This is a genomic window from Nostoc sp. TCL26-01, from assembly GCF_013393945.1.
In the GTDB taxonomy this organism is placed as follows: domain Bacteria; phylum Cyanobacteriota; class Cyanobacteriia; order Cyanobacteriales; family Nostocaceae; genus Trichormus.
On sequence record NZ_CP040297.1, the window covers coordinates 5714683 to 5727129 of the forward strand.

Sequence of the window (12447 nt, forward strand, 5' to 3'; positions counted from 1 at the left end):
TAAGGGCATTGAGTTTTCCGTCACTACTGTATCCGTGACTCAAACAATGAGAGATGTTATGAAACTGTCAAACAGACTAGATATCGTACACTAATCTGGGTTCCATCCTGCTGTAGACAGAGAATTTCTGACATCAAAATTATTCGTTGTGCGGATAGCACACCCTACATGATCAGCAAAGACTTGAGTCTCGTCTCGAATCATAGCGCTATTCATCTGCTGATCAGCATAGATTCAGATAAATCTCCCAATACAAAACTTTACAAATCTTTATTATCCCCTCATCTTTGTCGTATATTCGTAATGTTTGATGAAGTAAGGAGATAGTAATGCTCACATTGGAGGTACAACAGCCATTAAAAATCCCACCCAAGGAATTGTTAGCGCCTCCTGGTGATTTTAACCCGACAATGCTGCTGTTTTTTGCCTCTGTATCCATGTTGGTGCTTTCCAACTTTGGTTATTGGCTGTGGCAATGGCCACACTGGCTGTGCTTTGGGATTAATACCTTAGCCTTGCATTGTTCCGGGACAGTGATTCATGATGCTTGTCATCAATCTGCCCACCGCAACAGGGTGATTAATGCCATGTTAGGGCATTGCAGTGCTTTGATATTAGCTTTTGCCTTTCCCGTATTCACACGGGTACATTTGCAACATCACGGTCATGTAAACCACCCCAAAGATGACCCAGATCATTACGTTTCCACAGGTGGGCCATTGTGGTTAATTGCTGTACGGTTTTTATACCATGAAGTATTTTTCTTCCAGCGTCAATTGTGGCGAAAATACGAGTTACTAGAGTGGTTTATCAGTCGCTTGATTGTTGTGACAATTGTGTATATTGCAGTTCAACACCACTTTTTAGGTTATATTCTCAATTTTTGGTTTATCCCAGCCTTTATTGTCGGCATCGCCTTAGGACTATTTTTTGATTATCTACCACACCGTCCCTTTGTAGAACGCGATCGCTGGAAAAATGCCCGTGTCTACCCAGGAAAACTACTCAACATCCTGATTTTGGGACAAAATTATCACCTGATTCATCACTTATGGCCTTCAATTCCCTGGTATAACTATCAGCCTGCTTACTATCTGATGAAACCGCTTTTAGATGAGAAAGGCTGTTATCAAACTTCAGGATTGTTGCAGAAAAAAGACTTTTGGGAATTTGTTTACGACATCTTTTTAGGAATTAGATTTCATCATCATCAAGAATAGAATGCGAGTATCAAGGAATTTCAGTTAGCATCACACTATTTTTAATACTGGTGATAGCTATTTAACAAAACAGCATCATGCCCAATGTCAGCCTTCGTAGTCAATTGAGTCGTATTGCCAAACAGTTTCAGATTTTTGAATGTGTTCCTTGTGCTATTGCCATACGTCAATTTCTCATATCTCAAAATATTTCTGGTAAACAGGTTAGTCTGTTTACAGGTAGTACAGAAGATCCCTTCTGTAACATCTATCACGAACACCTGCGACAAAACATTTCCATCAACGGAAGACATGAAGCGATCGCAGTGGAAATTGATCGGCAAGAACTTATATTTGATAACATCCACCCAGAAGGCATCTTCAGAGTAGACTGGATAAATAACCTTTATTGCGCTGCTCAAGATTTAGGCGGCAACTTTCAAATAACTGAAACAAAATTTTAAGTTAGAGAAATGGTTGATTTGTATGATCTTATTCACAACATCCAAAAACGCCCTGTGATGTATTTAGGAAAAGCTTCCGTCTCCAACCTCCGCACTTTTTTAGCGGGTTACTGCTTTGCTCGCCGTCAAATGGGAATCCCTCAAACACAACAAGAAGGGCAATTTACTCAATTTCAATACTGGATTCAGCAGAAATTTAATTTGACCTCTAATCAGACTTGGGATCAAATTATTTTATTTTTTTCTCATGATGAACAAACCGCTTTAGAAAAGTTTTTCCAACTTTTCGACGAATTCACTCAAACAGAGCAGAGAGGTGAAATTCAACACAAAGTAACAAGTAATAGTTAGTCCCGCATTTCTCACAAGCGGTAGGGGCGGGTTTACAGAAATGATTAATGATTAACAATGATCTTAATGAACCCGCCCCTACAATCTTTGGACAAAGAGAAAACCTCAGTTTAATAAGTCTGATGAGAAATCCGGGTTAGTAGAGCGTGTGAGTCAGAATAATTTCTTGATAAGTAATCAGACAGAATTAATTACACAAGTTATTTCCTGTAACCTGTAACCTATTCCCTATATTTAGCTACTCATAGATAGCAGCACCAGCCAGTAAATCGGCAAATAACTGCCAACTCGGCTGCTCAGTATCAAGTTGAATCTGAATATTTTTCGACAAATTATTGATATCTTGAACGTAAGCTGCTAGCGCTTCCAGGTATGAATCCAGCGTGATATTTTCCCATTCATCAGGGTTAGCTAATAAGTCTTCTCGCATGGCTCTAATGTATTGAGCTAGTTCTTGTCGTGAAGATACTGTATGTTCTTCCATAATTGAACAAAGGTCAACAGTCCAAAAAAACTTGATTTTGACCATTGACCATTGACTATTGACTATTGACCACCCTCAGAAGGGTTTATTGGTTGAGTGCGTAAGTCCTAGCTGCTTTTCTAGGTATATTGGTGTTTTGACTCTACTACTGGCTGCACTACTTGTAAGGGTTGGGGAAAACTCCAGTCAGGACGTAACTTTTTGGCTTCGCGCAGATAAATGTGATAAACCGGGACGGAGGCTGGCAAGTGGGCGTGGATTAAAAAGCGAATGCAGTGCGGTAAACTACCTTGGACGTGCATTTGCTGCACATCTAGCATAGCCACATTATCCCAACCGGGACGTGGTCTAGCGATCGCCGCCGGAAAAATTGCATCCAAATCTCGTGTTACAGAAAACGTCACACTAATCATGTCTTCTGGTGGGATTTGATTTCGTCTTTCCAGTTCATCTAGTAGTTCTGTCACCGCTTCTCGCATTGCTTCCACTGTATTTTCCGAAACGGTTGTTGCTCCACGAATCGCCTGCAATCGCCACTCCACGCCAAAATCCTCCTTAATTAGTCATTGGTCAATAGTCAATAGTCAATAGTCAATGGTCAATAGTCAATAGTCAATAGTCATTGGTCATTAGTCATTAGAAACAGAGTGAAAATTTACTCAGCACGGGCTAAACGCCCCGCTTCCGCTAACAGCACTCAGCACTCCCTCACTCCCTCACTCACTAATTACGGTCTATATAACCACAGTGGCAAACCACTAGTAGACATTTCAAACTCTAGCCATTCAATTCCTGCACCTAATCGGGAGGAGACTTGACGACTACCTGGTAAAACTCGACTTAGTAAAGGTTTTTTTTCTTCTAAGGTATAGCAAGGGGTTTTTTCAGGGTCAAGACCAACCAACTCTGCTGTCCAACGCCGGGCTTCTTCTTCAGTTCCCAGACGATCTACAACTCCCAATTCTAATGCTTGCTGTCCAGTAAAAATGCGTCCATCAGCAAAACTTTTCACTGTTTCTACAGCCAAAGACCTTGCCTCTGCTACAGTTTGGACAAATTGCTGGTAACTTGTGTCAATCAGTTCCTGCAAAATGGTTTCTTCTGGTTCGGTGAGTTCTCGGTCGAATGCCAAGATATCCTTATAAGGGCCAGACTTAATTACCTTGAAGGAAACACCAACTTTTTCTAACAAGCGCTCCAAATTGTTTCCCCGCAGGATGACACCAATACTACCTGTAATTGTTCCAGGGTTAGCTATAATGTGTTCTGCTCCCATGCCGATGTAAACACCACCGGAAGCGGAGATGTTACCAAAGCTGGCAACAATTTTAATTTTTTCCCGTAGACGTTTGAGAGCGCTGTAGATTTCTTGAGAATCTCCCACTGTGCCGCCAGGACTATCGATACGTAGCAGTAATGCCGGAAACTTTTTTTCTTCAACAGTTTTTAAAGCTTCCAGCACTCGTTTGCGAGTTCCACTGGCGATCGCACCAGTAATTTCAATTCGCGCAATTTGTTTACGAAACTTTGACTTAAAAGGCCAAACCATGAGTAACTAACTAAAAACCTGATAATACTTTAAATATAAGATGTTTATCGGCCAGATGACGTGAATAAGGTAAGAAGATTGATAAGTGTTGGATACTTTGTCTCTAAAAAATAGTATTTTACCCAAATTTCTCACGAATATTAAGTATTTATATAATCGACAACTAGAACATTTTTATACTGATAAAAAATCGTCTTTGAGTCAAAAATTACATCATTGAGTTTGGAGTTATCAAGAATCTAACCGTAAAATTTGATAACGGTAGTAAACATAAGTATCGAATAGCGCTCCTACAAAGCTACAAGTCAGACTAATCACCAGAATGCCATGCAAAGCAGAGCCACTACCAAAAATGACGAGAAAATTCAACACTCGTGCGACAATTACCTCAGTCACCCCTTGCAACAAAGAAACATGACTACCAGCCGACAGAAGCAATAACATACAACCCATTAAGAACAAGGGAGCAACAAAGCTAAAAATGATGGTGAGTAGCAGAGAACGCAGGAAATTAGTAAAAATATTCATTCCAGACAAGCTCCGAGACTAGGTGAACAAGAGTTCTCTTAATAGAATACGAGCGATCGCTCCATAACAGACAACTTGTCAAAAATCTTAAGTTTTCATTAAATTAAGTAGTCACCTGTTACACAAGTACCCAAGACTCAAAAAAAGATAAAAATCTCGGAAACCCTGATTAAATAAGACTTATTTTCTCAAAAAATTTGCACATCACCTGATTGAGCCTGTTCATGCAAAGCTATATTTCCTGAGAATTTTATTAAGCCAAGTTAAGGAAAGATAAAGAGACTAAAAAAGTGAGGGAGTGCTGAGTGCTGAGTGCTGTTAGCGGAAGCGGGGCGTTTAGCCCGTGCTGAGTGAGGGAGTAATGGGTAATGGGTAATAGGTAATGGGTAATGAGTAGGAGTTTTACCAATAACTAATGACCATTGACCATTGACTAATGACCATTGACCATTGACTAATGACCATTGACCATTGACTAATAACCATTGACCATTGACTATTAAATCAGTTACCGAGTTAGCTACAAAACATTGAGTGAAACTACATCCAAATCCAGCTTAGGAACATGGGGTCAGCGATTGCTGGCAGCAATTTTTCTCGGTGGACAAGCCATAGTTCACCTGTTGAGAGGCAAAATCCACTGGCGCAATACCAAGGAGCAAATGGCAGCAGTCGGGCCTGATTCTTTATTCATTGCCCTATTGACAGCTGTTTTTGTAGGCGCAGTATTTACAATTCAGGTAGCGCGGGAATTTATCAACTTTGGTGCAGGGAATCTTGTCGGCGGAGTTTTAGCCGTAGCACTAACGCGGGAACTTTCGCCAGTCTTGACAGCAGTCATATTAGCAGGGCGCGTTGGTTCTGCCTTTGCCGCAGAAATTGGCACAATGCGAGTCAGCGAACAAATTGATGCCATGTTGATGTTGAGAACTGACCCAATTGATTATTTAGTTATTCCTCGTCTATTGGCTTGTTGCTTAATGCTGCCAATTTTAACCCTCTTGTCTTTAGTCACAGGGTTGCTAGGGGGATTAGTCATCGCCACCAATCTCTATGGCATTTCCGACACCGTATTTTTAGATTCTGCCCGCAACCTACTAGAAGTCTGGGATATTTGTAGCGCTTTAATCAAAGCTAGCTGTTTTGGGTTATTAATCGCCATTATTGGTTGCAGTTGGGGTTTAACAACCACAGGAGGAGCCAAAGGTGTAGGACAATCAACGACAACTGCTGTCGTCACCGCCTTGCTGATTATTTTTATTAGCAACTTTTTCCTCTCATGGGTAATGTTTCAAGGCACTGGTAGTGGATTTGTACAGGGGATATGAGAAATGGTCAATGGTCAATAGTCATTGGTCAATAGTCAATAGTCATTGGTCGTTGGTCATATCCAGAAATTAATTTTGCGTTGCCCGACATCCTTGTAGAGACGTTGCACTGCAACGTCTCTACATTCATTTTCACCAGATGTATATTAGTCATCCCCCATTACCCATCCCCAATCCCCAATCCCCAATCCCCATTACCCATTACCCATTACCCATCACCAAGCGTATCTGAATTTCTTGGTAAAATTCCTCTTGAAATAGCTCTACTTTTGATTGTGCTGACAGGAGCAATAAAGCCCAAAAAACACTAACTAAGTCACCGTGTTCTGAGTGATGAGCCGAGGCCTTTTGATCTGCTGGTTTAGTCTGAGTCCACAAATGTACAAGCTGCTCTAAATTTAGGTAATTTTGCTCTAAAAGCAGTTCTTTTGCTGAACAATGCAACACTTGTTCCAATTCCCCAGCCACTTCCGTCAAATTTTCCTGGTGGGCTAACTCTAGCGCCTCACGCATGGTTTTGATACTCGGCTGACGTTTGGGACGTTCCGGTTTACTGACTTTTTGCACCAGTTTTAGCTGGTTCGCCATGACTTGTAACTGTTCAATCAGTTCCTGTAGCGTTACACGGCGTTTTGGTGGTGGCATTGCAGCAGGGCGACGGCGTAAAACTCGCTCCAGGGGTAAACGCGCTTGATGAAATAGTCCGTCTCCGCTTTCTACTAGTGCATCATCCTCGACATTTTCTAGTAAATCTTCAGCTGTTGACAACTGCATTAAGGTATTTGCTTTAAATAAAACGAGCATGGAAGCTGATAAAAAAGCTTGACCAGATTGTGACAAGTCAGTTTCATAACCTCTAGCAGTTGTCTTTGGTGTCATGAGTTCCAAATAACGATCAATTACCTCAATTACTTGGACATCCCAAGGGTCTATTTCTCCTCGTTCGGCTTGCTCAATCAGCAGTGTAATTGTTTCTAATAGCTCGGAAGCATCCATTCTGATTTCCGATTGTGTAAATTTTTTTGCTCAAGTATACAGTCACATCAAAGCAACATTTACAAGATAGGGTACACTAGTTTTCCCAGATGGCAAGAAAATTCAACCAAAGTTTTCCCGCATTTCTCACAAGCGGTAGGGGCGGGTTCATTCAGATTATCGTTAATCATTAATAATTTCTGTGAACCCGCCCCTACAACCTTTGAACAAGGCGAAAACCTGTGTTTAATAAATCTTGTGATCAATTCGGGTTTAGAGGGTGTTGGAAAAGTTTCAGTAGGTATAAAAATGTCATTCTTCCTTACGCTCCGAGTCAGGAAGAATCTAGGTTTTGTGGCACAGACCGAGATGTTTCATTCCGCTACGCTGCATTCAACATGACAAAGAAACAGACTTTTCCAACGTCCTCTTAGTAAAAAATATATTTTATACTTAAAAATCTGTGGTTCTGTCATGAAAAAACAGTCTGAAAAACAAAGTCATAACCCCAAAATCAGTATCTAACAGTAAATCAGTCCCGCTTATTTTCGGATATTCATCCCTGGTATGGTGTTGTATAAATAAAGGCAGGAGATGAGTGGATAAAGAAAAAGGATTGCCACTTTTCTCCTTGTCTTCTCGTCCCACCTTTAATTCTCTCCATACCGCATCTTAAGAAAATGAAACCTTTTCGTAAACTCATCAATCAACTTCTCGTCAGTTTAGCTATTGTGGGCGCTACATCTGTAATTACCGACACTGCTAAAGCAGAAACTATTACTGGGCAATTAGGTAATATCCGGGCTGAGATATCTTTTGACAAACCAGAAGAGTATCAGTACAAAAATGTGCGGTTGCAAATTATTCGGGCTGGTAAAACTGTCTTAGACCAAAAGTTATCTCAAGAAAATGAATATGACAAACCTATTGGTGGGTTGTTCACAGACAAGATACCAGTACTAAACTTAGATGGTGATAAAGAACCAGAAGTAATTGCCGATTTTTTTACAGGTGGGGCGCATTGTTGCGTCTATTCCTTAATTTACCGCTACGATCGCACCTCTGGGCAATATAAATCCATGCGCCAAGAATGGGGTAATGGTGGCTATCGACTGCAAGATTTAGACAAAGATGGCATCCCAGAGTTTGATAGTCGAGACGATCGCTTTGCTTATGCTTTTACTTCCTATGCTGCTTCTGCCTATCCTCTACAAATTTGGCAGTATCGTCAAGGCAAAATGGTGGATGTTACCCGCCGCTATCCTAAATTAATTGCTAATCACGCCTCAGAGTTATGGAAAGAATACAACAAAATCAAGCAACAAGATGATGGTAAGGGCTTTTTGGCAGCATATCTAGCTGATAAATATCTTTTAGGGCAAGGCCAAGATGGTTGGCGAAGAGTGCAGCAAGTTTACAGAAAAAGCGACAAAGCCCAATATTTTGCCCAATTACGCAAGTTTTTACGTGAAACAGGATATGCCAAGTAGGGGCTTTGCTCCCGTTTAATTCTCAAAAATAAAAAAATATTGTCAATCGTATTGCAGCTAACACTGGAAACGCCTACAACCATAAGAATCTTCTAGAATTAAGAAGGTGATAAGTACATATACCAAGGGAGGAAGGAATAGCACATGGCTGGTGGCGAGTCTCAGACCCCTGTTAGTCTGTCAGACAGAGAACTGCAAATCATCGACTTAGTGGCCGCTGGCTTAACTAACCAAGACATTGCAGTAAAACTGGAAATTAGCAAACGCACTGTTGATAACCACATCAGCAACATTCTCGACAAAACACACACGGAAAACCGCGTGGCTCTTGTTAGATGGGCTTTACAGTGGGGTAAAGTCTGCTTAAATGACGTTAATTGCTGTTCTCTACCAAACCAGAACGATTGAAACATCAATGGCGCGTAGCATACGCTATTGAGTGCATCTCTCACCGTAATGAATTCTGTCTGGTAATACAGCGAAACTCATTGTGACGGTTTACAGATTGTTTTCTCCTCACGCATTTTCCTCAGTGTGAACCTCTAGCGTAAATCCCATCAACGTCAAACTTAAGCAGATTAACAATTATCAACTGTTAGTGATGGTGCGTGACTAATTTTTCCCATTGACAATGAGTGCTGAGTTTTGAGTTGCGAGTCAGTATCCTAACTCGTTACTCTTAACTCAACCTCAACAAGGTCTTGTCTTCATCTCTCTGCGTAATTCCTGCCTTTTGAGTGCTGAGTGCTGAGTGGGGAGTGCTGAGTAATCAATACTAGTACAGTGCGGTGTAAATAAGCCACCCATTGAAAATGTCTGAAACTGTTGTAAAAAGCTAATTACGTAGGCGCAAGCCTACTCTCCGAGAAAGCCTTACGGCTAACCCGTAGGGTATTACGTAGCTTGCTTCTCGCCTTTGGCGAGTATTACAAATTCCGTCTTGCGGTACTAGTCTCTAGTCCCGTAAATCCAAACAATCATGATTTTATTGCGGATGAGGTGTCATATCGGTGGAAGGAGACTATAGATTTGGTGACAGGAGATTCTTATGGGAGATGGATTTGAGAGGCTAAATCATGATGAAGTTGTATCAATAGAAGCAGATACTTTTAAAAAATTAGATATTGCTAACACGTTTAAAGTCCGCGATTTGATTACAGCAATTAAGGAGTTTATTGGTACAGAAGGAACAACTGAGGCTAATTTGTATCATCAAGGGATAAACTGTGAAGTTTTAAAATTTAGCGCTCAGGGATGGAAAAAAGGTAAAGTCAGGTTAGCACTAGAATTCTGTCCTGATGAACCGTTATCACCATTAGACGAAATTGCGGAAAAGCTTCAGCAATTTGATACTCTTTGAGAATATGGGGAAAATAATTTAAAAGCTCAAAATGGTGTGGACTGCTCTACACGCGAAAATACATCGTACCATCCGATCGCGCCATTTATTTGAGCGCCACCAACGGCTATTAGTCGCGGTTTCTGGTGGACAAGATTCTCTATGTTTAATTAAATTATTGTTGGATTTACAACCAAAATGGGGATGGGATTTAGGTATTGCTCATTGTGATCATTGTTGGCGCGCTGACTCTCAAGCTAATGCTCGTCATGTGGAAAATTTAGCTCAAAGTTGGGGTGTGTCTTTTTATTTAGAGACGGCACAAACACCTGTAAATAGCGAAGCTACGGCTCGTGATTGGCGCTATCAAGCAATGATTGCGATCGCTCAAGCACATAATTACCAATATATCGTTACAGGTCACACTGCAAGCGATCGCGCTGAAACTCTCCTCTACAATTTAATCCGTGGTACTGGTGCTGATGGTTTACAAGCTTTGACTTGGCAACGTTCTTTAAGTACAAATATTTCCCTAGTACGTCCATTGTTAGACGTGAATCGTAAACAGACAGAGCAATTTTGTCAAGAGTATAATTTACCAATTTGGCAAGATTCTACTAATCAAGACTTAAAATATGCTCGTAACCGCATCCGACAAGAATTAATCCCCTATTTACAAGCAAATTTTAACCCCCAAGCAGAGTTAGCGATCGCCCAAACTGCTGAATTATTGCAAGCAGAAGTTGAATATCTAGAACAAGCAGCCCAAGAGTTACACAAAGCGGCGGTAGAGTGGGACAAGGAGATGCGGATTAATCGTCGGGTATTGCAAACAGCACCGTTAGCACTACAGCGTCGGGTGATGCGGCAAGTATTGCAACAAATACTGGCTGATGCGCCTAATTTTGAGCAGATTGAGAAATTAACGGCTTTAATTATAGCCCCCAATCGCTCGCAAACTGATCCTTTTCCGGGTGGGGCGATCGCTCAAGTCCAAGATCACTGGATACTATTAACAAGGGGATTCAGTTAATTGGGTTTACTATCAGGTTTAAGGATAGGCAAAAACTTTCGACATATTGGGCTAGTTACTTGATTAATAATAAAATCTTTATGTAAAGCCATCTCAGCATAATTTGTCTTGCTACCATTTATTTTAATAGTAATAGTTCCTCCACAACAGCTATTACTATTAAGACCTCTAGCAGGAAGTGTATTTAAATGTGTCGGCGTTGAACTAGGAAGAGTAGTAGTACATTGTTTGGATAATTGAGTGCATAAAATATGAGCATTTGGAACTGAAGAAATAATACCCTCTACTATTTCTATACGGGGATTACTAAAACGATTCCGATCAATAGAGAATATGATTAACTTTGGTTGGACAACCGTACAAAATTGCTCGGCAAATATTTTAGGATCTGCACCTCCTGGTTTTCCACCATGATGAGGAAAAACAAGTATGTCAGCACTCAAGTTATTTTGATCCTGAATCAAATTGTCAAAACCTACATTATCAATATCTGCTGCTAATATAGCCACTCTGTGAGAACCGTGAACTATACCGACAACAGCTGATATTGAATTGGAGGTTAATCGCCTTCTTTGTAAATCTGTTGAGCCAGCACCACCAGAAATTAATTCAGGTGTTGGTGCAAGAATTTCTATTTCAACTGAACCAATGTTCAAACTTCCTGTTTTTGTTGTTGTCAATTCTGATGAAAATCGAAGCCCAGAACGTTTACGCGCATCTTGCAAAGCAATACGTACATCTGTCCAAATGTCACTTTTTTTACTTGCATCAGGGTTGATATGTACATTGTGAACTTTGATATCTTCATTTGAAAGTATGTCAATTATACCTGCAATATGATCTGCATCAGTATGAGAAATGAGGATATGTAAAATTTCTTTAATAGCTAGATGTTCAAGAGTTCCTGCCAAAGTACCACCAGGTGGACAGTCAATAACCATTACATCATTTACATCTCTAATTAACGCACAATTTCCATGTCCAACATCTAAAATAATCAGTTCAGGCGAGTCCATCATCTTCATCTGGTTCAGATGCTAATTCAAATTTTTCAAAATACAGATCATCAGATTTTTCTGCTCCTGTGTTTACGTGAGCAAATAAACGGATATTTGGTTTTAATACAACTCTAATATTTTCTGGAATCAGAGAAGCTGGAAAACGAACAGCCTTATAGGGATTCCAACTTGGAACAAAGGCATCTATAACACGTTCATGAGATTCTTCATCAATATTAGTAATCCTAACTATCGTTCTACGAGGTTTTCTAGTACTCGGTATTTTACCCGAAAGTTCTAAGTTACAATCTTCTATTCCCTTAGCAATGCTTGAAGCATCAGCTTTGTCTCGACTCAGTAGTACAGGTATTTTATGTCTCCATTTTCTAATCGAAAAAGATGTATCCATTTCTGTATACTGAGTTATTAACAATGATGGAAATTTCAAATCATATAAATTTGCAACTAATTCTGCTCCATAAAAGTTAGCAAATCCAGACTTCATCAATCGGTGATCACACACAGCACATTGAGTATTTTCTTTAATCAGAGATACCAAGTCACTGACTTGATAAAAATGTCTATCGTCTTCTAATAAATATGGCTCATATCCTGCTGCGTCTACTTGCAAAGCTGTTAATTCTGCTAGGTCTTTATCGTCATCAATTATTGCTATTTTTTTCTTAATGAAAGCTGCTGTCATGCTCAT

At 40.3% G+C, this 12447-nt stretch carries 16 protein-coding genes; 8 read left to right on the forward strand and 8 right to left on the reverse strand.

What is annotated here, in order from left to right:
- Positions 1-90: 90 nt before the first annotated feature.
- Positions 91-216 (reverse strand): hypothetical protein, encoded by a 126-nt coding sequence (locus FD725_RS32720; RefSeq protein ID WP_256871744.1) that lies wholly within the window; start codon positions 214-216, stop codon positions 91-93.
- A gap of 113 nt (positions 217-329) precedes the next feature.
- Here FD725_RS32720 and crtR point away from each other — a divergent pair, with 113 nt between their 5' ends.
- The 3 genes from crtR (at position 330) to FD725_RS24700 (ending at position 2014) form a co-directional block, all read left to right on the forward strand.
- Positions 330-1220 carry a beta-carotene hydroxylase gene (crtR, locus tag FD725_RS24690; protein ID WP_179050592.1) on the forward strand — a complete coding sequence of 297 codons (891 nt, stop codon included), beginning with the start codon at positions 330-332 and terminating at the stop codon, positions 1218-1220.
- 77 nt (positions 1221-1297) lie between these two features.
- Positions 1298-1663, forward strand: a complete 366-nt coding sequence (locus tag FD725_RS24695) for a papain fold toxin domain-containing protein (protein WP_179050593.1) — start codon at positions 1298-1300, stop codon at positions 1661-1663.
- 9 nt (positions 1664-1672) lie between these two features.
- Positions 1673-2014 carry a hypothetical protein gene (locus FD725_RS24700; RefSeq protein WP_179050594.1) on the forward strand — a complete coding sequence of 114 codons (342 nt, stop codon included), beginning with the start codon at positions 1673-1675 and terminating at the stop codon, positions 2012-2014.
- Between the two features lie 238 nt (positions 2015-2252).
- Here the strand turns inward: FD725_RS24700 and FD725_RS24705 are convergent, their stop codons facing one another.
- From FD725_RS24705 to FD725_RS24720, 4 genes are all read right to left on the reverse strand, one after another.
- The gene (locus FD725_RS24705) at positions 2253-2498 is read right to left on the reverse strand and encodes a hypothetical protein (protein WP_179050595.1); all 246 of its coding nucleotides are present in this window, start codon (positions 2496-2498) and stop codon (positions 2253-2255) included.
- 119 nt (positions 2499-2617) lie between these two features.
- Positions 2618-3040, reverse strand: a complete 423-nt coding sequence (gene aroH, locus FD725_RS24710; protein ID WP_179050596.1) for a chorismate mutase — start codon at positions 3038-3040, stop codon at positions 2618-2620.
- Positions 3041-3225: 185 nt separating this feature from the next.
- Positions 3226-4047, reverse strand: a complete 822-nt coding sequence (gene sppA / locus FD725_RS24715) for a signal peptide peptidase SppA (protein ID WP_179050597.1) — start codon at positions 4045-4047, stop codon at positions 3226-3228.
- A gap of 231 nt (positions 4048-4278) precedes the next feature.
- The gene (locus FD725_RS24720; RefSeq protein ID WP_179050598.1) at positions 4279-4575 is read right to left on the reverse strand and encodes a hypothetical protein; all 297 of its coding nucleotides are present in this window, start codon (positions 4573-4575) and stop codon (positions 4279-4281) included.
- 530 nt (positions 4576-5105) lie between these two features.
- Here FD725_RS24720 and FD725_RS24725 point away from each other — a divergent pair.
- A complete protein-coding gene (locus FD725_RS24725; protein WP_179050599.1) occupies positions 5106-5903 on the forward strand; it encodes an MlaE family lipid ABC transporter permease subunit in 798 nt (265 codons plus the stop codon).
- A 201-nt stretch (positions 5904-6104) separates the two neighbouring features.
- Here FD725_RS24725 and FD725_RS24730 read toward each other — a convergent pair whose 3' ends face one another.
- Complete coding sequence (locus tag FD725_RS24730) at positions 6105-6899, reverse strand: segregation/condensation protein A (protein ID WP_179050600.1); 795 nt, start codon at positions 6897-6899, stop codon at positions 6105-6107.
- A gap of 659 nt (positions 6900-7558) precedes the next feature.
- On the opposite strand from FD725_RS24730, the gene FD725_RS24735 reads away from it, so the two are divergent.
- From FD725_RS24735 to tilS, 4 genes are all read left to right on the forward strand, one after another.
- The gene (locus tag FD725_RS24735; RefSeq protein ID WP_179050601.1) at positions 7559-8368 is read left to right on the forward strand and encodes a hypothetical protein; all 810 of its coding nucleotides are present in this window, start codon (positions 7559-7561) and stop codon (positions 8366-8368) included.
- 144 nt (positions 8369-8512) lie between these two features.
- Positions 8513-8776 (forward strand): helix-turn-helix transcriptional regulator, encoded by a 264-nt coding sequence (locus FD725_RS24740; RefSeq protein WP_179050602.1) that lies wholly within the window; start codon positions 8513-8515, stop codon positions 8774-8776.
- Positions 8777-9416: 640 nt separating this feature from the next.
- Positions 9417-9728, forward strand: a complete 312-nt coding sequence (locus FD725_RS24745; protein ID WP_179050603.1) for a KGK domain-containing protein — start codon at positions 9417-9419, stop codon at positions 9726-9728.
- Between the two features lie 31 nt (positions 9729-9759).
- Positions 9760-10740 carry a tRNA lysidine(34) synthetase TilS gene (gene tilS / locus FD725_RS24750; protein WP_179050604.1) on the forward strand — a complete coding sequence of 327 codons (981 nt, stop codon included), beginning with the start codon at positions 9760-9762 and terminating at the stop codon, positions 10738-10740.
- Here the strand turns inward: tilS and FD725_RS24755 are convergent.
- Both FD725_RS24755 and FD725_RS24760 read right to left on the reverse strand, forming a co-directional pair.
- Entirely contained in the window at positions 10737-11759 is a 1023-nt protein-coding gene (locus tag FD725_RS24755) for a ComEC/Rec2 family competence protein (RefSeq protein ID WP_218653135.1), read from the reverse strand. The two genes, tilS and FD725_RS24755, sit on opposite strands and share 4 nt — an antisense overlap.
- On the reverse strand, positions 11743-12447 hold the full coding sequence (locus FD725_RS24760; protein WP_218653136.1) for a hypothetical protein: 705 nt from the start codon (positions 12445-12447) through the stop codon (positions 11743-11745). Before FD725_RS24760 ends, FD725_RS24755 begins: the two co-directional genes overlap by 17 nt.

Excerpts from the sequence above, each read along its gene's own strand:
- FD725_RS32720 (WP_256871744.1), bottom strand. The coding sequence starts at position 216 with ATGAATAGCGCTATGATTCGAGACGAGACTCAAGTCTTTGCTGATCAT.
- crtR (WP_179050592.1), top strand. The coding sequence starts at position 330 with ATGCTCACATTGGAGGTACAACAGCCATTAAAAATCCCACCCAAGGAA.
- FD725_RS24695 (WP_179050593.1), top strand. The coding sequence starts at position 1,298 with ATGCCCAATGTCAGCCTTCGTAGTCAATTGAGTCGTATTGCCAAACAG.
- FD725_RS24700 (WP_179050594.1), top strand. The coding sequence starts at position 1,673 with ATGGTTGATTTGTATGATCTTATTCACAACATCCAAAAACGCCCTGTG.
- FD725_RS24705 (WP_179050595.1), bottom strand. The coding sequence starts at position 2,498 with ATGGAAGAACATACAGTATCTTCACGACAAGAACTAGCTCAATACATT.
- sppA (WP_179050597.1), bottom strand. The coding sequence starts at position 4,047 with ATGGTTTGGCCTTTTAAGTCAAAGTTTCGTAAACAAATTGCGCGAATT.
- FD725_RS24720 (WP_179050598.1), bottom strand. The coding sequence starts at position 4,575 with ATGAATATTTTTACTAATTTCCTGCGTTCTCTGCTACTCACCATCATT.
- FD725_RS24730 (WP_179050600.1), bottom strand. The coding sequence starts at position 6,899 with ATGGATGCTTCCGAGCTATTAGAAACAATTACACTGCTGATTGAGCAA.
- FD725_RS24735 (WP_179050601.1), top strand. The coding sequence starts at position 7,559 with ATGAAACCTTTTCGTAAACTCATCAATCAACTTCTCGTCAGTTTAGCT.
- FD725_RS24740 (WP_179050602.1), top strand. The coding sequence starts at position 8,513 with ATGGCTGGTGGCGAGTCTCAGACCCCTGTTAGTCTGTCAGACAGAGAA.
- FD725_RS24745 (WP_179050603.1), top strand. The coding sequence starts at position 9,417 with ATGGGAGATGGATTTGAGAGGCTAAATCATGATGAAGTTGTATCAATA.
- tilS (WP_179050604.1), top strand. The coding sequence starts at position 9,760 with ATGGTGTGGACTGCTCTACACGCGAAAATACATCGTACCATCCGATCG.
- FD725_RS24755 (WP_218653135.1), bottom strand. The coding sequence starts at position 11,759 with ATGATGGACTCGCCTGAACTGATTATTTTAGATGTTGGACATGGAAAT.
- FD725_RS24760 (WP_218653136.1), bottom strand. The coding sequence starts at position 12,447 with ATGAGCATGACAGCAGCTTTCATTAAGAAAAAAATAGCAATAATTGAT.